This window comes from Mycobacterium asiaticum, assembly GCF_001673365.1.
GTDB classification, from domain to species: Bacteria; Actinomycetota; Actinomycetes; order Mycobacteriales; family Mycobacteriaceae; genus Mycobacterium; species Mycobacterium asiaticum_A.
In genome coordinates this window covers 1-19,484 of record NZ_LZLS01000154.1, presented here as the reverse complement: position 1 = coordinate 19,484, position 19,484 = coordinate 1, and the positions used below count along the sequence as shown (strand labels likewise).

General features: G+C 67.8%; 14 protein-coding genes. 5 read left to right on the top strand and 9 right to left on the bottom strand.

The genetic code is table 11. The annotated features are described in order from the left end of the window. Positions 1-41: 41 nt before the first annotated feature. Positions 42-1,385 (top strand): macrolide-binding ATPase MABP-1, encoded by a 1,344-nt coding sequence (locus A5634_RS15910; protein WP_065144999.1) that lies wholly within the window; start codon positions 42-44, stop codon positions 1,383-1,385. 76 nt (positions 1,386-1,461) lie between these two features. Here A5634_RS15910 and A5634_RS15905 read toward each other — a convergent pair whose 3' ends face one another. Further along, positions 1,462-1,737 (bottom strand): WhiB family transcriptional regulator, encoded by a 276-nt coding sequence (locus A5634_RS15905; protein WP_065145017.1) that lies wholly within the window; start codon positions 1,735-1,737, stop codon positions 1,462-1,464. A gap of 367 nt (positions 1,738-2,104) precedes the next feature. Beyond that, positions 2,105-4,198 (bottom strand): ATP-dependent DNA helicase UvrD2, encoded by a 2,094-nt coding sequence (locus A5634_RS15900; RefSeq protein WP_172831716.1) that lies wholly within the window; start codon positions 4,196-4,198, stop codon positions 2,105-2,107. 88 nt (positions 4,199-4,286) lie between these two features. On the opposite strand from A5634_RS15900, the gene mrx1 reads away from it, so the two are divergent. Then, positions 4,287-4,544: a mycoredoxin Mrx1 gene (mrx1, locus tag A5634_RS15895; RefSeq protein WP_065144998.1), complete on the top strand. Its 258-nt coding sequence runs from the start codon at positions 4,287-4,289 to the stop codon at positions 4,542-4,544. Positions 4,545-4,604: 60 nt separating this feature from the next. Then, the gene (locus A5634_RS15890; RefSeq protein WP_065144997.1) at positions 4,605-5,246 is read left to right on the top strand and encodes a sensor domain-containing protein; all 642 of its coding nucleotides are present in this window, start codon (positions 4,605-4,607) and stop codon (positions 5,244-5,246) included. Positions 5,247-5,258: 12 nt separating this feature from the next. On the opposite strand, the gene nudC is transcribed toward A5634_RS15890, so the two are convergent. From nudC to A5634_RS15870, 4 genes are read right to left on the bottom strand one after another with little or no spacing between them, the layout of a single operon-like run. After that, positions 5,259-6,179 carry an NAD(+) diphosphatase gene (gene nudC, locus A5634_RS15885; protein ID WP_065144996.1) on the bottom strand — a complete coding sequence of 307 codons (921 nt, stop codon included), beginning with the start codon at positions 6,177-6,179 and terminating at the stop codon, positions 5,259-5,261. Between the two features lie 8 nt (positions 6,180-6,187). Then, a complete protein-coding gene (locus A5634_RS15880; protein WP_065144995.1) occupies positions 6,188-7,261 on the bottom strand; it encodes a potassium channel family protein in 1,074 nt (357 codons plus the stop codon). A gap of 47 nt (positions 7,262-7,308) precedes the next feature. Next, a complete protein-coding gene (locus A5634_RS15875) occupies positions 7,309-10,581 on the bottom strand; it encodes an ATP-dependent helicase (RefSeq protein ID WP_065144994.1) in 3,273 nt (1,090 codons plus the stop codon). Beyond that, the gene (locus A5634_RS15870) at positions 10,578-13,676 is read right to left on the bottom strand and encodes an ATP-dependent helicase (protein ID WP_065144993.1); all 3,099 of its coding nucleotides are present in this window, start codon (positions 13,674-13,676) and stop codon (positions 10,578-10,580) included. Before A5634_RS15870 ends, A5634_RS15875 begins: the two co-directional genes overlap by 4 nt. A gap of 95 nt (positions 13,677-13,771) precedes the next feature. Between A5634_RS15870 and A5634_RS15865 the strand changes: the two genes are divergently transcribed. Together A5634_RS15865 and A5634_RS15860 are read left to right on the top strand one after the other, a co-directional pair. Then, positions 13,772-14,506: an alpha/beta fold hydrolase gene (locus tag A5634_RS15865; protein WP_065145015.1), complete on the top strand. Its 735-nt coding sequence runs from the start codon at positions 13,772-13,774 to the stop codon at positions 14,504-14,506. Positions 14,507-14,508: 2 nt separating this feature from the next. Further along, the gene (locus A5634_RS15860) at positions 14,509-14,811 is read left to right on the top strand and encodes an MGMT family protein (protein WP_065144992.1); all 303 of its coding nucleotides are present in this window, start codon (positions 14,509-14,511) and stop codon (positions 14,809-14,811) included. Here A5634_RS15860 and A5634_RS15855 read toward each other — a convergent pair. The 3 genes from A5634_RS15855 to moeZ all read right to left on the bottom strand — a co-directional run. Further along, on the bottom strand, positions 14,808-15,662 hold the full coding sequence (locus A5634_RS15855) for a TIGR02569 family protein (RefSeq protein WP_065144991.1): 855 nt from the start codon (positions 15,660-15,662) through the stop codon (positions 14,808-14,810). The two genes, A5634_RS15860 and A5634_RS15855, sit on opposite strands and share 4 nt — an antisense overlap. A gap of 550 nt (positions 15,663-16,212) precedes the next feature. Next, a complete protein-coding gene (locus tag A5634_RS15850) occupies positions 16,213-18,045 on the bottom strand; it encodes a PE family protein (protein WP_065144990.1) in 1,833 nt (610 codons plus the stop codon). Positions 18,046-18,398: 353 nt separating this feature from the next. Next, a partial coding sequence (gene moeZ, locus A5634_RS15845) for an adenylyltransferase/sulfurtransferase MoeZ (RefSeq protein WP_065144989.1) occupies positions 18,399-19,484 on the bottom strand: 1,086 nt, incomplete at its 5' end.

The following is a 19,484-nucleotide window of genomic DNA, read 5'->3' as shown; positions in this document are numbered from 1 at the left end:
ACTAATAGATCCAGATCACTGCGCCGGACACACCATCGGTGATGGATGATGGGTGGGTGTCGGAAATCAAGCGTGGGCGCGCAGCCCGCAACGCGAAGCTCGCCAGCCTGCCGGTAGGCATGGCCGGCCGGGCGGCCCTGGGCTTCGGTAAGCGGCTGACCGGTAAGTCGAAGGACGAAGTCAACGCCGAGTTGATGGAGAAGGCGGCCAACCAGCTGTTCACCGTGCTCGGTGAGCTCAAGGGCGGGGCGATGAAGGTCGGGCAGGCGCTGTCGGTGATGGAAGCCGCCATCCCCGAGCAGTTCGGAGAGCCCTACCGCGAAGCGTTGACCAAGCTGCAAAAAGACGCCCCGCCGCTGCCGGCAGCCAAGGTGCACCGCGTGCTCGACGCGCAGCTGGGCACCAAGTGGCGGGAACGGTTCACGTCCTTCAACGACACCCCGGTCGCCTCGGCCAGCATCGGGCAGGTCCACAAGGCCGTGTGGTCCGACGGCCGCGAAGTGGCCGTCAAGATCCAGTACCCGGGCGCCGATGAAGCGCTGCGGGCCGACCTGAAGACTATGCAGCGCATGGTGGGGGTGTTCAAGCAACTCTCCCCTGGCGCCGATGTGCAGGGCATCGTCGACGAACTGATCGAGCGCACCGAGATGGAGCTGGACTACCGGCTCGAAGCCGACAACCAGCGCAAGTTCGCCAAAGCCTACGAAGGCCACCCCCGTTTCCTCATACCGCACGTGGTTGCCAGCGCCCCGAAAGTCGTGATCCAGGAGTGGATCGAGGGCAAGCACATGGCCGAGATCATTCGGCACGGCACTACCGAGGAACGCGACCTGATCGGTGAGCGACTGCTCGAGCTCACCTTCGACGCGCCGCGGCGGTTGGAAATGCTGCATGGCGACGCCCACCCCGGCAACTTCATGCTCATGCCCGATGGACGGCTGGGCGTCATCGACTTCGGCGCGGTGGCTCCGCTGCCGGGTGGCTACCCGATCGAGCTCGGCATGACGATTCGGCTGGCCCGCGACAAGAACTACGACGAGCTGCTGCCCACGATGGAGAAGGTCGGGTTCATCCAGCAGGGTCAGCAGGTCTCGGTCCGGGAGATCGACGAAATGCTGCGCCAGTACGTCGAACCCATCGAGGTCGAAGTGTTCCACTACACCCGCAGGTGGTTGCAGCGGATGACGGTGAGCCAGTTCGACCGCTCGGTGGCGCAGATCAAGACGGCCCGGCAGATGGATCTTCCGCCGAAGCTGGCGATCCCGATGCGGGTGATTGCCTCGGTGGCCGCGATCCTGTGTCAGTTGGATGCGCATGTGCCGATCAAGGCGCTCTCGGAGGAGCTGATTCCGGGCTTCACCGAGCCCGACACCGTCGTCGTCTAGCTTTGCGGCTCACGAGCCGAACGCCACTGCGAAATCCGACACTGGAAATCGCCGTGGCGTTCGACTCGCGACGGGTTTAGGCGGCCTCCTTGCGTGGCCGCCCGCGCGGACGCTTGCGGCCGATGATCGAGCCGCGCTCGAAGATCTCGCCGCCCCACACGCCCCACGGTTCGGCGCGCTCCACCGCGGCCGCCAGGCACTGGCGCCGAACCGGACAGCCGACGCACAGCGTCTTGGCGCGCTCGAGGTCGGCCGGCATGTCGGCAAACCAGAGGTCGGGGTCGCCGGCATGGCACGGCAGCGCGGGCTGGGTCCGTCTGGGGGTCCGTCTGGGGACGGTCAGTCCCGACATGTCCTCTTCACCTGCTTCCGGGTCCATACGCTGTCTTTCTGCGGTGATCCGGACCAGGGAGCTTGTCTCCCAAAAGAATTGGCCACGGATCCTGATGACTTCGGGTCCGTGGCCAGTTGGCGAAACTTGGCTCTTTACGTCTCTACGTTGAGCCTCACGGACGCTTCAGTCGCGGCGGCGACGCGGTGCTTACCCGCGGCCGCCGGGGTAGCGGCGGCATGATGGGTCGCCACGCGTACGTTCACCGATGCGGTGCTGATCATCGCGGGCCACCTCCCTTTGCGCTCAGGCCGGCAAAATGCGGTTTCGAGAGTAGACGGTACCAGCTGATCCTGACAACCGATTTTCTGACCTGCGGATATGCGTCTCAGCGGGCTTGGCGAACCAGGTCGAGCACGTCCGGTCCGTACTGTTCGAGCTTGCGCGCGCCGATGCCGGGGATGGCGATCAGTGCGGCATCGTCGGTAGGCCGCAGCTCGGCGATCGCGATCAGCGTGTTGTCGCTGAAGACGATGTAGGCCGGCACGTTCTGTTCCTTCGCGGCGGCCAGGCGCCAGTCTTTGAGCTGCAGCAAAAGTTCCTCGTCGACATCTCCGGCGCATGTTTCGCAGCGCCGCAGCATGATCGCCGCTGGGGTGGTCAGGTCTTTGTTGCAGACCCGGCAACGCGCCGGACCCTTGCTGCGCCGCGACTTGCCCGGTGTGGTTTCGATCCTGGTCTGCGGCGCGATGCCGTTGAGGAAGCGCGACGGCTTGCGGCTCTGGCGCCCGCCCGGCGACCGGGCCAGCGCCCAGCTGAGCGCCAAATGCACTCGGGCCCTGGTGATTCCGACGTAGAGCAGACGGCGTTCCTCTTCGACGGGTTCGCTGTCGGGGCCGTGCGACAGCGCGTGCGAGATGGGCAGCGTGTTATCGGCCAGCCCGACTAGGAACACCGCGTCCCATTCCAGACCCTTGGCGGCGTGCAGCGAGGCCAAAGTGACGCCTTGGACTACCGGCGGGTGGCGCGCGTCGGCGCGCGTGCGCAACTCGGCCACCAACCCAGGCAACTCCAGCTGAGGACGCTGCGCCACCTCGTCGTCGACCAGCTCAGCCAGCGCTGTCAACGCTTCCCAGCGCTCTCTAGCCTTGGTGCCCTGCGGAGGCTCCGCGGTCAACCCGAGCGGTTCCAGGACGGCCCGCACCACCTCGGGCAGAGCGCCCTCGGTGCCGTGCTGGGCGGCGCGGTTCAAGGCCAGCAGGGCCTGCTTGATCTCCTGGCGGTTGAAAAAGCCCTCGCCCCCCCGGACCTGGTAGGCGATCCCGGCCTCGGTCAATGCCTCCTCGTATATCTCCGACTGCGCGTTGACCCGGTACAGGATCGCGATTTCCGATGGTGCGGTGCCGGATTCGATCAGCCCGGTGATCGACGCCGCGACCGCGGCGGCCTCAGTGTGCTCGTCTGGGTGCTCGCGAAATGAGGGGGCCGGGCCGGGCTGACGCTGGCCGATCAGTTGCAGCTTGCTGCCCGCGACGCGGCCTCGGGCTGCGGCGATCACCTGGTTGGCCAGCGACACCACCTGCGGGGTGGACCGATAGTCGCGTTCCAGCCGTACCACCGTGGCATCAGGGAACTGACGCGAGAAGTCCAGCAGGAAGCGCGGTGAGGCTCCGGTGAACGAATAGATGGTCTGGTTGGCGTCGCCGACGACCGTGACGTCGTCGCGGTCGCCCAGCCACGCCGACAACACCCGCTGCTGCAGCGGCGTGACGTCCTGGTACTCGTCGACCACGAAACAGCGGTAGCGGTCCCGAAACTCGGCGGCCACCGCGGCGTCGTTTTCGATCGCGGCGGCGGTATGCAGCAACAGGTCGTCGAAATCGAGCAGCGCGACGTCCTCGTCACGCACCTTGAGGGCCTCGTAGGCGCTGTACACGGCGACGACCTTCTCGGCGTCCATTGGGGTATCCCGGCCGGCGGCGGCCACCGCCCCCGCGTACTGCTCCGGACTGATTAGCGAGGCTTTGGCCCACTCGATCTCGCCGGCGAGGTCACGCACGTCGTCGGTGCTGACGTTGAGCCGGGAGCGGCTGGCCGCGCGGGCGACGACGGCGAACTTGGTGTCCAGCAGTTCCCAGCGGGTGTTGCCGACCACCCGAGGCCAGAAATACCGCAGTTGACGGTGGGCGGCGGCGTGGAAGGTCCGCGCCTGGACGCTACCGACGCCGCTGGGAGCGGCGGCGTCGAGCGAGCGCAGGCGCGAGCGCATCTCCCCCGCCGCGCGCTGGGTGAACGTGACCGCGAGGACCTGCCCGGCCGCGACGTGACCACTGGCGACGAGGTGGGCGATGCGGTGGGTGATGGTGCGGGTCTTGCCGGTGCCGGCGCCCGCCAGCACACAGACCGGGCCGCGCGGAGCGAGGACCGCTTCGCGCTGCTCGTCGTCCAGACCCGCGAGCAGCGGATCGGCCATTACCGGCATGGCGTCCATCTTCGCAGCGGCGACCGACAAATCGGTCGTCTCGGGGTCGCGCCTGGAATGGTTCATCGTCCGGCTACGTTAAAGGGTCATGACCAACGCTGCGCTGACCATCTACTCGACCACCTGGTGTGGCTACTGCTTCCGGCTCAAGACAGCGCTGAAGTCGCAGGGCATCGCCTACGACGAGGTCGACATCGAACGCGACTCCGCCGCGGCGGATTTCGTCGGCTCCGTGAACGGGGGGAACCACACGGTTCCGACGGTGAAGTTCGCCGACGGATCCACGCTGACCAACCCGAGCGCCAACCAGGTCAAGGCGAAGCTGGCCGAAGTAGCGGGTCAGTAGGGACGCCGACACGACTTCTGGTGCGAACCGTCGGGTCTGGTCGCCTTTACGATATGCACCATGGCATCGGCGCTGGTCCGGCGAGCGGTTCTGATTGGGATCTGCTCGATCGCCGTGCTGACGGCTTGTTCGAACCACAGCACGTCGGCGTCGTCGACCACCCCGGCCGCGACCGGAGGTGACGCCCTCATCGTCAGCGTCGAAGATGTGCGGCGCATCGCGAACTACGAGGAACTCACTGCCCGCGCGCACGCGAACCTGCGTGAACCTCCGGCCGGTGACGTCAACGCCCCGGGTCCCTGCCGCGCGGCCGGAACCAGCGATCTCACCTTCGCCAGCGGCTGGAGCGAATTCCGCAGCGCCGGATACAGCGGGGTGACCGACGACATCGACCCGGGTGGTCGCACCATGAAGGACTCGGTCAGTCAGGCCGTTGCGATCTATCCGGACGCGCAGGCGGCGCGCACCGCGCTCAATCAGCTGGAGAATTCGCTGAACGCGTGCGTCGCCCTGCACGACCCGAGGTATGCCTTCACGCTCGACAAGCCGGATCCCAACACGTTGCGGATCACCGACAACGGCTGGAGTCACCAGTACCGCGCCAAGCAGTCGGTGTTGATGTCGGTCGGCGTTTTGGGCATCGAACCGGCGGAGCGGATCGCCAGCACGATCCTGGACAACATCACCGACCGCATCAAGTAACGCCCAGTCCCGCTAAACGCCGGCTGCCCAAGATTCGATGATCACGCGGGCAATCGAAATCGACCCGGGCAGAACAAGTTTCGTATCCGGCGACGCATTGGACCAGTCGCCCGCGGCCAGCGCCGCGCTGATCTCGTCGCGTGTGAACCAGGCCGCCTCGGCGATCTCGCCGTCGTTGAACGAGAACGGCTCGTCCGGGTCGCCGAGGGCGTGAAATCCGACCATCAGTGATCGCGGGAACGGCCACGGCTGGCTGCCCAGATAGCGCACATCGCGAACGGTGAGCCCGATCTCCTCGCGGATCTCCCGAGCCACGCAAACCTCGAACGACTCGCCGGCCTCGACAAAGCCGGCCAGCAGCGAGTACATCCGTTCCGGCCAGATCGCCTGGCGCGCCAGTACCGCACGATCGGCGCCATCGTGAACCAGACAGATCACCGCGGGATCGATGCGAGGGAACTCCTCGTGGCCGGTGAGCGGATTGATCCGCGACCAACCGGCCCGGCCCGGTTTCGTCGGCGTGCCATCCACGGCGCTGAATCGGGCGCTGTCGTGCCAGTTCAGCAGCGCCAGTGCCGACGACAACAGTTGGCTGCTGGTGTCGTCGATGATGCGGCCAAGCCTGCGTAGGTCGAGCACCTCGACCTGGCGGTCGTCGGGCGGTTGCAGCGCGCCACGGATCGCCCACACGTGCCGGCCGCCTTCCACGCGGCCCAGAAACACCGCGTCGGGGGGCGGCTTTTCGCCCAGTGCCGCTGCCGGACCAAGCACAACTTTTCCGTTCTCGGCCAGCACCTGGTTGCGCGAATCCACCCGCAGCAGGGCGGCCTGCGCCCACCCGGCCGTCGCGGCATCGATGTCAGTGCGCAGTTGGTCGGCGCGGTCGGCGCCGACGCGTGACAACAGCGGGATGTCGCGTAGCCGGAAATCCACGCCGGCCCCTAGCGTTCTTGCGCCGCGTAACGCACGTAGAGCAGCCGATCGCTGGCCTCGATGGCGTCGACTTCGGGTGCGCCGATGCGCAGCAGTTCCCCGTTGCGCACCACCCCGAGCACGATGTCGCTCAAGTGCCGCGGCGACCCGCCGACCTCCGACGGTTCCACCTCGCGTTCGGCGATAGCCAACCCCTCGTCCGGGGTCAACAGGTCCTCGATCATGTGCACAACGCTGGGGGTGGTGGTGGCCAGCCCGAGCAACCGGCCGGCGGTCTCGGAGGAGACCACCACCGAGTCGGCGCCGGACTGCTCGAGCAGGTGCTGGTTTTCGGCCTCCCTGATGGAGGCGACGATGTTGGCCTTCGGCGAGATCTCGCGCGCGGTCAGGGTGACCAGGACGGCAGTGTCGTCACGGCTGGTGGCCACGACGATCGATGCCGCGTGCTGAGCTCCCGCCAATCGCAGCACGTCGGATTTGGTGGCGTCGCCGTGGACGGTGACCAGGCCGGCCGATTCGGCGCGTTCCAGTGCCGAACGGTCCGTGTCGACGACGACGATTTCGCCGGGGGTTACCTCGTCGCCAAGCATTGCGGCGATCGCCGTCTTGCCCTTGGTCCCGTAACCGATGACGACGGTGTGGTTGCGCACTCTGCTCCTCCAACGCTGGATCTTCAGTGCCTGACGGGATGTTTCGGTGACGACTTCGAGGGTCGTCCCGACCAACAAGATCAGGAATGCGATGCGCAGTGGCGTGATGATCAGGACGTTGGTCGCTCGCGCGAACTCCGAAATGGGCGTGATGTCGCCGTAGCCGGTCGTCGACAGGGTCACCGCCGAGTAGTACAAGCAGTCCAGAAACGTCAGGCGGTCGCCTTGTGAGTCGTGGTAACCATCGCGATCGACGTAGACGGTGATGGCGCCGAGGAACAGCGCTGCCAAGGCGATGGTTACCCGACGGGTGATGATGCGAGCGGGGCTGGACTGGCCTTGCGGAATACGCAGAATGCCGACCAGCGCGTAACTCGGCTGGGCGGTCAGTCTCTCGTCGAGACGCCGCAGCCGCCAGCTACCTTTCGCCACGGAATTCCGTCACCTCAACCCAGCGCACGCCCATCATGTAACCACGATCAGGCACCGCAAGAGCTACCGGAGTCGACCAGCAGTACCCCCAGCTCGTCGATATCGGGCAGCTCGTCGGGGACGACGGTGGTTGCACTGCGCACGTAGTAAAAGGCGGTTCGCACCGAGGATTCGGGGCAGCCGTGCAGGGCCGCCCAGGCCAGCCGGTAGACCGCCAACTGGACAGCGGCCTGTCGCTTTGCCTCCGCTCCGCGCGGCGGTTCGCCGGTTTTCCAGTCCACCACCGTGACGCCGCCGTCGGCATCGGCGAATACCGCGTCGATGCGCCCGCGCACAATGACGTTGCCGATCGGCATTTCGAATGGCACTTCGACCGCCACCGGGACGCGGGCCGCCCACGACGATTCTGCGAATGCCGCTTGCAGCCTCGCCAGTTCTTGCGGGTCCCCCACGTCAGAGTCGGCAGCACCGGGTAGATCGCCCAGGTCGAACAACAGCTCGGCGCCATAGAATCGTTGAACCCAGGCGTGGAAAGCGTTGCCCAGCAACGCGTGTGGATCCGGTCGCGTCGGCAGTCGGTGCATCAGCCGCTGTGCCGCGGCCTCGGGGTCGCGGGCCAATTCGACCAGACCGCTGACCGACAGCTGACTAGGCAGTGTGCGATCCGGCGGCGTTGCAGCCCGCGCCCGCTCGGCCAGTAGCGCGTCAACGTCGGCGGTCCAGCCGTCGACGTCGGCCACCTCTGCGTGGTTGGACATCGCCTCGGCGACCAGCGCGGCCCCCCGTTCGACGTCCGGGCGCCGGACCGAGAGCGGGTCGGCGGGCCATACTGCTTCAGTCACACTGTCACACAACGGGTTTCGCTCGCCGCTTGGCGGTTCCGGTGCCCAGTGTTCCACGACCCCGCACGGGTCGCCTGTCGCCGCGGACCGCTCGATGATGTCCTTGAGTTCACACAGGAATTCCGACGGTCCACGTGGCTTGATACCGGTGGCTCCCCACTGATGGCCGGACACCAGCAGGGTGTCCTCGGCCCGGGTGACGCCGACGTACAACAGCCGGCGCTCCTCGTCGACACGTCGTTGGTCGAGCGCACTTCGATGCTCGAAAATCTTGTCTGACAGCTGTTTTCGGTTAGTGACCGACGACGTATCGAGGACGGGGATGCCGAGCGCGCCACTGGACTTGAGGGCACGATCGCCGCGCAACAGCGGCGGCAACTCACCCGGGTCGGTGAGCCAACTGCTTCGCGACGCGGTAGAGGGGAATACTCCGCCGGACAGGTGTGCCACCGCCACCACCTGCCATTCCAGTCCCTTCGCCGCATGCACGGTGAGCACCTGAACCCGGTCGGGAGCGACGGCCGGCTGGGCCGGTGCTAAGCCGTTTTCCACTTGCGCCGCGGTATCAAGGTAGGCCAGCAGGCCGGTGACGGTCGCTTTGGCCGCCGTCGCGCCGGCCCTTTCGGCATACCCGGCGACCTCGTCGGCGAAAGCGTCCAAATGCTCGGTGCCGGACCACTCCCCCGCCGCTTTGGCCCGCACTTCGCAGTCGAGACCGAGCACGCGGCGAATCTCGGCGATCAGGTCGGGTAGCGAATAGCTGAGGTGGCCGCGAAGCGCGGTCAGTTCGGCGGCCAGCATTTCGATGCGCCGGTATCCGGCCGCGGAGTAGCCACTGGCCGGGCCGGGATCGGCGATCGCATCGCCCAAGCAGGGGGCAGTGTCGGCCTCGGTACCAGCCTCGATGGCGATCGTCTCGGCCGAGACGGGCCCGGTCGGCCGCGCCGCACCGCTCAGTTGCTGCGCCCGCCGCCACAGCGCGGCGATGTCGCGACCGCCAAGGCGCCAGCGCGGACCGCTGAGCACCCGCATCGCGGCGGCACCGGCGGTCGGGTCGGCTACCAGCCGCAACATAGCCACCAAATCGGCAACCTCGGGTATGGACAACAGCCCGGCCAAGCCGACGACTTCCACCGCAATTCCACGGGCCCGCAATACATCCGCGATGGGTGCCGCGTCGGAGTTGCGGCGCACCAACACCGCGGCGGTAGGCGGGGCGACGCCCAGCGACCTGGCCTCGTCCGCGGCGCGGCGGTAGTGCTCTTGCAGGCGGTCCGCGATCCACTCGCGTTCGGCCTGTACGTCGGGCAGCAGCGCACAGCGAACCGTGCCGCCCGGTGCGTCCGGCCGGGAACGCAGCGGCCGCACCGCGACTGAACGGCGGCGCGCCTCGGCGGATATCGCGTTGGCGAGGTGCAGCGTCCGGGGCGGATTGCGCCAACTGGTGCGCAGCTCCAAAGTGGGCGCCGGGGTGCCGTCAGACAGCGGGAAGTCGGTGGTGAACCGCGGCAGGTTGGTCGCCGAGGCGCCGCGCCACCCGTAGATCGACTGAATCGGATCGCCGACCGCCGTCAGCGCCAGCCCCTGGTCCACTCCACCGCCGAACAGCGCCGACAACGCCACCCGTTGTGAGTGCCCGGTGTCTTGGTACTCGTCGAGCAACACCACCCGGTAGCGGCTACGCAGATCCTGCCCGACCTGCGGGAACGTCGCCGCCAGCCGCGCCGCCGAAGCCATCTGCATGCCGAAATCCATCACCTTTTCGGCACGCATGCGTTCTTGCAACGCATCCAGCAGCGGCACTGCCGCGGCGCGCTCGTTCTGGGTCGCCAGCATGCGCAGCAGCCACTGGTTGGGGCCACGGCCACGCTGGTGCGGACCCGCCGGCAGGGTGTGCACCAGTTTCTCCAGCTCCACGTGGGTGTGGCGGAGTTGGTCGGTGTCGACAAGGTGCTCGGCGAGCTGCCCCCACAACCGCAGCACCATTGCCGTCACGGTCGCGGGCGATTTGTCGGTGGGTAATTCGCCGCGGTAGCTGGTGACGACGTCGAAAGCCAGCTGCCACAACTCTGTTTCGGTGAGCAATCTGGTGTCCGGCTCGACCGGTAACAGCAGGCCGTGTTCCCGCAGCAGCGTGCCGGCGAACGCGTGATAGGTGCTGACCGTCGGTGTACCCGCGGATTCGACGCTGCCGGCGGCTACCGCGGCCAACCTGGCCAGTCGTGACCGCACCCGGCGCAGCAGCTGGCCGGCTGCCTTGCGGGTGAAGGTCAAACCGAGCACCTGGCTGGGTTCGGCAAAGCCGTTAGCAATCAGCCACACCACCCGCGCGGCCATCGTCTCGGTTTTGCCGGCACCGGCTCCCGCGATCACCACCAAGGGGCCGGGCGGTGCCGCGATCACCGCGGCCTGCTCGTCGGTGGGCGGGAAAAGGCCTAGGGCACTGGCCAATTCGGCCGGACTGTAGCGCGGCTTCACTGGATCGCTCCGTCGAAAGCCGGGCAGGACGGCCGCAGTGGGCAATGTGAGCAACCGTCGTTGCGCCGGGCGATGAACTGCGGTCCGGCCGTGGCCTCGGCGGCCTGCCGGACCAGGTCACGCCAGTGCTCGCGAGCTTGGGGCGTGAGCGGATCCTGTTCCCGCTGGGCCGCGCCAGCCGTGCCGGTCTTGCCGGGATAGACAAGGCGGGCGCCGCCGGGCTCGTCGCCGGCTGACACCATGCCCTCGGCAACCGCCAACTGGTACATCGCCAGCTGAGCGTGCTGTTGGGCGTCGTCCTTGCTGACCGGGGTTTTGCCGGTCTTGACGTCGACGATCACCAATCGACCGGCCGCGTCGCGTTCCAGTCGATCGACGCGGCCCCGCAACCGGACCTGTCCCCCGTCGCCGCGTGGCGTGTCGAGCACACCGTCGACACCCACCTCGACGCCAACCTCGGTCAGCTCACTTCGCGTCTGCGCTCGCCACTCCACGAACGCCTGAATCATCAGGCGGTGCCGGGCAAGCTCGTTGGCGGCATGCCACTGCGCCTCGAATGGCAGGTGGGCCCATACCCGGTCCAGCTCAGCCAGCAGTTGCGACTCGCTCTTGCCCGATTCGGCGACCAGCGCATGCATCACCGAGCCGATGGTCGAGCGGATATCCCGCGGATCGGTTCCGCCGTGCTGCTCGGCCAGCCAGCGCAGCGGGCAGTCGCTGAGTGTTTGCAACGTCGACGGTGTCAGGGTGACAACGTCAGTGCTGCCGCACAGCGGCGCGCTGGTACTGACCGGCACCAGACCGTGCCAGCCGGCCGGGTCCGCGCCGTGAACGCCAGCGTCGGCCAGCCGGGCCAATTGGGTTGCGGCACAAGCACGAGCGTCGTCATCGACAGCGCCGTCCGGTGCGCACACCACGGCCCGCAACCGACCCACCACCGCTGCGGACGACAACACTCGCGGCGCCGACACCGGCTGGGCCGCAACGGTTTTGTCATTCGCCAACTGCGCGGCCTCGTAGAAAAACGGTGACGGCAGCGCGGCTTCCCCGCCGCTGCCGGCCTCGTTGTCGACTGCTGTCACCAACAACCGCCGGCGGGCCCGGCCCATCGCGGCGACCAGCAACCGACGCTCCTCGGCTAGCAGCGGGGCACGCACCGACGCGTTGTGTGTCACGCCGTCGAGTTCGTCGAGCAACCGTTGCGTGGCCAGCACACCACCGCGCGGAATCACGTTGGGCCACAAGCCGTCCTGTAGACCGGCGATGACGACCAGATCCCATTCCTGGCCCACCGCGGCGTGCGCGCTGAGCACCTTGACCTGCTCGGCCTGCGATACCGGATCACGATTTGTGGGAGGCAACTGCAACGCCGCGACGTGATCGATGAGGCCGCGCAGCGACGCACCGGAAGTGCGCGACACGTAGTCCTCAGTGGTGTCGAACAGCGCGGTTACCACGTCCAGGTCCCGCGCGCCCTGGGCTGCTGCCGGGCCGCCGCGCTCGATCGCGGCCAGCCAGCGACGTTGCAGTCCGCTGCGGTGCCACGCCGCCCACAGTGTATAACGCGGGTCCTGGCCATCTCGGTGGCATCGAGCCGCGCCGGCCAACACGGCGCGAACGCGACGCAGCGCACCGGACTGCGGGCCGGATACCGGATCGTCACCGTTCAGCATGGCCACCAATAGTTCCCCGAAGATGCCGGGCCTGCCGTCGCCCCGGCTGCGTTCGAGCGTTCTGCGTAACTGACGAAGCGAGACCGGGTCGACGCGACCGATCGGTCCCGAGATGAGCGCCAACGCCTGCTCGGCGTCAAGCCCGTCGGCCGTCGCGGCCAGCACGGTAAGCAGCGCGGCCGCCGCGGGTTCTCCGGACAGCGACCCGCCGATCGCCGGTATTGCCACCGCGACTCCGGCCGCGGCCAGAGCGCGCGGCAACCGCGTCGCGGCCCGCGGGACCGACCGGACTATCACCGCCATTTGGGACCACGGCACCCCGTCGATCAAGTGCGCCCGACGCAGCGTGTCGGCAATGAGCGCTGTCTCCGCGTGGACCGAACCGACCAGCTGCGCGCTCACGCAGCCGTCGTCAGCGCCGGTGCCCTCGATCTGTCGGCCGGCGCTGGTTCCGGGCAACCGTCCGGCGATGCCGCTGACCGCACGCGCCACCGCCGGCGCGCAGCGGTACGACTGCGTCAAGGTCACCGAAGGGCCGTCCTGACTGAGTAACCCGGCAGGCTCGCCGCCGCGGAAACCGAACACGGCCTGGTTCGGGTCGCCGGCGATGAGGGCGATTTCGGTGCCGGCCGCCAGCACGCGGACCAGTTGAGCCGCCTGCGGATCGAGCTGCTGGGCGTCGTCGACCAAGAGCACCCGGACGCGGGCCCGTTCGGCGGCGAGCAGCTCCGGATCCACCGCGAAAGCTTCCAGCGCCGCCCCTACCAATTCGGCCGCCGCCAGGGCTGGTGCCGTGGCCTGCGGGGCCGCGGTGCCGACTGCTGCACGCAACAGCATCACTTGTTCGTACTGCCTGGCGAAGCGGCCTGCGGCAATCCACTCCGGACGATCGCATCGACGTCCCAGCCGCTCCAGGGCCTGGGGGTCTACACCACGTTCGGCGCAGCGCGCCAACAGGTTTCGCAACTCGTTGGCGAAGCCGGCCGTGCGCAGCGCGGGCAGTAAATGATCTGGCCACCAGGTGCCGTCCTCGATGTCGCCGACCAGCAGTTCCCGGACGATGGCGTCCTGCTCGGCACCGGTGAGCAGCCGCGGCGGTGCATCACCCCCGCGTTCGGCGGCGCGGCGCAGCACCGCGTAGGCGTAGCTGTGCAACGTGCGTACCAGCGGCTCGCGCACGGCTCTCACCCCTTCCGAACCCAGCAAGGCCGCCGTCAAAGCGCTCCGTTCCCGCATTCCGATGCGGCCCGAACCGGTAAGCAGCAGAACGGATTCGGGATCTGCTCCGGCGGCGATATGAGCGATCGCCGAATCGATGAGCACACTGCTCTTACCCGTGCCCGGACCACCCAGGACACGCACCACGCCGCGCAGCCCGGGCTGCACAACCTCGTCCACGGAGAAAATGGACTGCGATGACATAGCCGCATGCAACCACCTGCCACCGACAAGCAGCCTGGCATCATCGACGCGTGACCCTTCACGTGCACCGATTCGGCCCCGACGGTCCGGTCCAGATGCTGGCGTTGCACGGATTAACCGGCCACGGGCGGCGATGGCAACACTTCACCGACTACGTGCCCGAAATCTCGGTCGCCGCGCCGGATCTGATCGGTCACGGCCGATCGTCATGGAACGCGCCGTGGAGCATCGACGCCAACGTCGCCGCGCTGGCCAACTTGCTGGAGACCGCCGCGGACGGTCCCGCACTTGTGGTCGGGCATTCGTTCGGCGGCGCGCTGGCTCTGCATCTGGCAGCAGCCCGGCCTGAGTTGGTGGGCGCATTGTTGCTGCTTGATCCGGCGATCGGCCTGGACGGGCAATGGATGTCACAGATCGCCGAAGCCATGTTGTCCTTCCCCGACTATCCCGATCGCGCGCAGGCTCATCAGGAAAAGGCGGGCGGTTCATGGGCCGATGTGGACTCGGCGGTGCTCGATGCGGACCTGGACGAACACCTGATCCGGTTGCCCAACGGGCGGTATGGCTGGCGGATCAGTCTGCCCGCGATGATGTCGTACTGGAGCGAGTTGGCGCGTGGCGTCGTGCTGCCGCCCGCAGGTATGCCGACGACGCTGGTACGGGCCAAGTGGACGTCGCCGCCGTATGTCAGTGACGGGTTGATCACCGGACTGCGCGAGCGCCTCGGTGCGAATTTCGAGCTGCTGGATTACGAATGCGATCACATGGTTCCGCACGCCAAACCCGACGACGTTGCCGCCCTGGTGCGTAAGCGGTTGGCAGCGAGGTAGCCGTGGCACCGGTGACCGACGAGCAAATTGAGCGGGTACGCGCGCTCGTCGCGGCCATCCCCGCGGGCAGAGTGTCGACCTACGGCGATATCGCTTCCGCGGCAGGGCTTTCCAGCCCCCGCATCGTCGGCTGGATCATGCGCACCGACTCGGCGGACCTGCCCTGGCACCGGGTGATCACCGCATCCGGACGGCCGGCTCGGCATCTGAGCACCCGCCAACTCGAACTGTTGCGTGCCGAGGGGGTGCTGTCGGTGGACGGGCGAATCGCGTTGAGCGAAGTGCGTTACGAGTTCGAGGGTTAGAGAATCATCCGCACCATCGCCGCGGTGCGGGCCAGCCCCGGGAAAGCCTCAGCGGTGGACCGCGGATGCAGCGCATGTACCGCCAACCGAAACATCAACGCGCGCAACAACATCTGTGACCATTCGGGCAACGCGCTCCACCGCTCGATGAGGCCGTCGTCGGCTTCTCCCCACGACAACGCGTCGATGACGACCACCCCGGCCGCCCACGAGGCGGGCCGCCAGTATGGCGTGATGTCGGTGATGCCCGGCGGTGCGGTGCCCGCGAAAAGCACTGTGCCGTAAAGATCTCCATGGACCAGCTGGTTGGGGCTGCGGGTTGGTTTACGCAGCGTCGCGAGCTGATTGATCAACTCGACGGATCGTTCGGCATCCGCGGTCGGCGGCGCGGTCCGTGCGCCGGGCGGGACCGAGTGCAACGGGCGTTCCTCCCAGGCGGCGCGATCGGCGGCGATGAACACGTCGACGTCGGCCCACGGCGCAGTGGGTCCCTGGGTCAGGAAACGCGGGCGCTCCAACTTGCCGGTGGCCTCGTGCAGCCGCACGGCCGCCGAGACGACCTCGTCGTGCCGGGCCTCGGGTGTGCCGGCGACGAATGTGTCTGCCCGCCAGCCGGACACCACGTATCGCCCGTCGGTGGAACGAACTGGGCGGGCCAGCCGCACACCGTCGACGAACAACGTCTCCCGGACTCGCGCCGACCACGCCGCGCGGGCGTTGTCGGCGACCATGGAGAGCACGACCTCACCGCATCGCCAGCCGCCTTCCCAGGCACCGCCTAATGGCGCGGGCTGTACACCGGTGAGACCGAACGCCGCAAGTACGTGCTCGGGCGGCGGCTCGACGGTCACGGGAGTTAGCCTAGTCGGGCGACGATGCGCGTCGGCACGACGCGCTGAGGAGCGCGACAATCGTGGTCAGTCGGGCGACGATGCGCGTCGGCACGACGCGCTGAGGAGCGCGACAATCGTGGCTAGTCGGGCGACGATGCGCGTCGGCACGACGCGCTGAGGAGCCCGACAATCCCAGCTACTCGGGCGACGATGCGCGTCGGTACGACGCGCTGAGGAGCCCGACAATCCCAGCTACTCGGGCGACGATGCGGGCCAATCGTTGCCACGTTCGAGTGAACTTGGACTTTCAGGGTGCAACCTGGGTTTGAGTGTGAATCCTGGGCTTTGAGTGTGAATCCTGGGTGGGATTTCGGCGATTCTGCCGCCCTGGGTTCACACGGAAAGCCGTCGCTCCACAACCAACGCCATCAGTTCACACCGAAGCGGTGAACCAGCCGCAACGCCCTACCCTGCCCACGGAACTGTGCTCTGGAAAACCCTGTGCGACACGACGCCATTTATTAGACACGCCCCATTCAGGCGACGAAGCGCTGAGGAGCCCGGAATGTCAGCCTTGCTGACCGGACAGACCATCGTCGCCGTGGCCGCCTGGAGTGCCCACGGCTCCGGGTATTCCGCCCGTGCCTGGTGTGCCCGCACCGCCGCCGCTGACTCCGCTGCCGCCGTCGCCCCCGGCGCCACCCGCGCCGGCGCCACCCGCGGTGCCGGCCCGACCGAACAAGCCACCGGCGCCGCCCATACCGCCCGTGCTGCTGCCACCGCCGTTGCCGCCGTTGCCTCCGTCGCCGCCCTTGCCGCCGTCACCAGCAGCACCCCCGTACGTGGTCCCGCCGCTGTTGTTTGCGACATTCCCACCGGTGCCGCCCTGACCACCGATGCCCCCAGTGCCACCGGTGCCGCCTTGGCCTCCGAGGCCGGCGTTGCCGCCGACGCCGCCGTCGCCGAAGAGACCACCGGCACCACCGTTACCGCCCGCGCCGCCGGCACCACCGGTGCCACCGATACCGCCGGCGCCACCGTCGCCGGCGTTCCCACCCGCACCGGCAACTGTCTGGAAGCCGTTAACTCCGGCGCCCGCGAACACCCCTTTGCCGCCGTCGCCACCCAGGCCACCACCCGCGCCTAGCCCGCCGCCACCACCGGTGCCGCCCACACCACCGGCCCCGCCCGAGCCCACCAGCAACCCGCCATGACCACCGTCGCCGCCCGCGCCCCCTACGCCGCCCGTACCACCGGACACGCCCGCGGCACCCGCCCCGCCGTGGCCGGCGGCCCCGGCGCTGGCAAGCGAACCGTTTCCGAATGCCGTGGCAGGCCCGCCGTTACCGCCGGCGCCACCCGTACCACCCGGGGACAGCGCGTTGGTCCCATTGCCACCTGCGCCCCCTACGGCCACGCTTACCGCACCGACGCCTGCCTGAGCTGTTCCACCGTTGCCGCCGGCGCCGCCGTTACCGCCGGCGCCACCGGTACCGCCATTGCCGGCGTTGGCGGTACCACTCCCGTTCGCGAACGCCGGCCCGCCCGTGCCGCCAGTACCTCCGGTGCTGCTGAGTCCACCATCGGCGCCGTCGCCGCCGTTGAAACCGAACGCATTGCCAGTAGTGGGGTCGAAGATGCTGCTGCCGTCGCTGCCGGCGGCCGCGGTCCCGGTAATGACGGGGTTGACGCCGTTGGTACCGACCAGACCGGTACCGCCCTGGCCGCCGGCGCCGCCCGCGCCTAACAACGTGGCACTACCCCCATTGCCTCCCCGGCCGGCGACGCCGCCGTTGATGCCCGCTGCGGCGGCTCCGCCCTGCCCGCCCGCACCACCATTACCGCTTAACCAGCCCCCTGACCCGCCCGTGCCACCGAGCGCGCCGGCACCACCCGCCCCGCCGGCCCCGCCGTTGCCGAACAGTCCCGCGTCACCACCGCTGCCGCCGGCCTGACCGGATTTGCCAGATCCGCCGTTTCCACCGTTGCCCCAGAGCAATCCGCCGGCACCGCCGTTTGCGCCAGAACCAGGCGCGCCGTTTGCACCGTCGCCAATCAGTGGGCGCCCCAGCAACGTCCGGGTGGGCGCATTCACCGCATCCAGCAGCACCTGTGCGGCGTTGGTCGACTCCGCCGCCGCGTAGGCGCCCGCGCCGGCATTGAGGACCTGCTCAAACTGCGCTTGAAAAGCGGCCGCCTGCGTGCTGAGCGCCTGGTAGGCGCGGCCGTGGTTTCCGAACAACGCGGCGATGGCCACCGATACTTCGTCGACAGCAGCGGCAAGTACACCCGTCGTCGTGGCTCCCGCCGCCTGGTTGGCTGCCGAAAGGGTCGAGCCGATGCTAGCCAAGTCCGTAGCCGCCGCCGATATCACTTCTGGGGTCGCAACGAAAAATGACATGTGACCAAGCTCCAATCCAACACAAGCCGGATCGTCCGGCAGCGGCTCACTCTCGCTGCGTCACATTGTTAGCTTTTCTTGGGTGCTCCGCTCGAAATTGCCAATCTTTTTCGGTGCGTATCCCTTGAGATTTCTTTGTGTGGCAAGTGCAGTGTTATCGCTCGGAGTTGGGCCCTGCACCCAGCTACCGAGTGACACATGGGGCGCGGTAGGCGGGTGCCTAATTCACCAAATATTGTTTGGAACAGACGAAGCCACTTGTCGCACAACACATGTCGGGCGCCAGCCTGCTGAACTTGTGTACCTGCTAAGGCGTCAGCAACCCCTGATCATTCGGCGGTTTTGAGCGCAGTTCAGTACATGACCATGTCGGGCTGAATCTGCTTGGCCCATGCGAGGATCCCACCCTGCAAGTGCACCGCGTCGGAGAATCCAGCTTCCCGCACCGCCGCCAGCGCCTCGGCCGAGCGCACCCCGCTCTTGCAGTACAGCACCGTGGTGCGGTCCTGCGGCAGCTGCGCCAGGCCCTCCTCGGAGATCAGCAGCGACTTCGGCAGCAGCGTGGCGCCGTCGATGTGCACGATGTCCCATTCCGCCTGCTCGCGGACGTCGATCAGAGCGATCTTCTTGCCGGAATCCAACAAGTCACGCAACTCACGGGGGGTGATGGTCGAACCCGTGGCTGCGTCGGCCCCCGCCTCGGATGCCACACCGCAGAACCGCTCGTAGTCGACCAACCCGGTGATCTTCGGCGTCGAAGGATCCTTGCGAATCCTGATCGTGCGGTAGCTCATCTCCAGCGCGTCGTAAATCATCAGCCGGCCCAGCAGCGTCTCGCCGATTCCGGTGATCAACTTGATCGCCTCGGTGCCCATCACCGACGCGACGGATGCGCAGATGATGCCCAGCACCCCACCTTCGGCACAGGACGGCACCAGACCAGGGGGCGGCGGTTCGGGATACAGGTCGCGGTAGTTCAGACCCAGCCCGTCGGGGGCGTCCTCCCAGAACACCGACACCTGGCCCTCGAACCGGTAGATCGATCCCCACACGTAGGGCTTGCCGGCCAGCACCGCGGCATCGTTGACCAGGTAGCGGGTGCTGAAATTGTCGGTGCCGTCCAGGATCAGGTCGTACTGGGCGAAGAGGTCGACTGCGTTGCTGGAATCCAGCCGGAACTCGTGCAGGCACACCTCGGTAAGGGGGTTGATGGCCAGGATCGACTCGCGCGCCGACTGCGCCTTGGACCGGCCAACATCGGCGACGCCGTGGATGATCTGGCGGTGCAGATTGGACTCCTCGACGACGTCGAAGTCGACGATCCCGATGGTGCCGACGCCGGCCGCGGCCAGGTAGAGCAGTGTCGGCGCGCCGAGCCCGCCGGCGCCCATCACCAGCACCCGCGCGTTCTTGAGCCGCTTCTGTCCGTCGACGCCCAG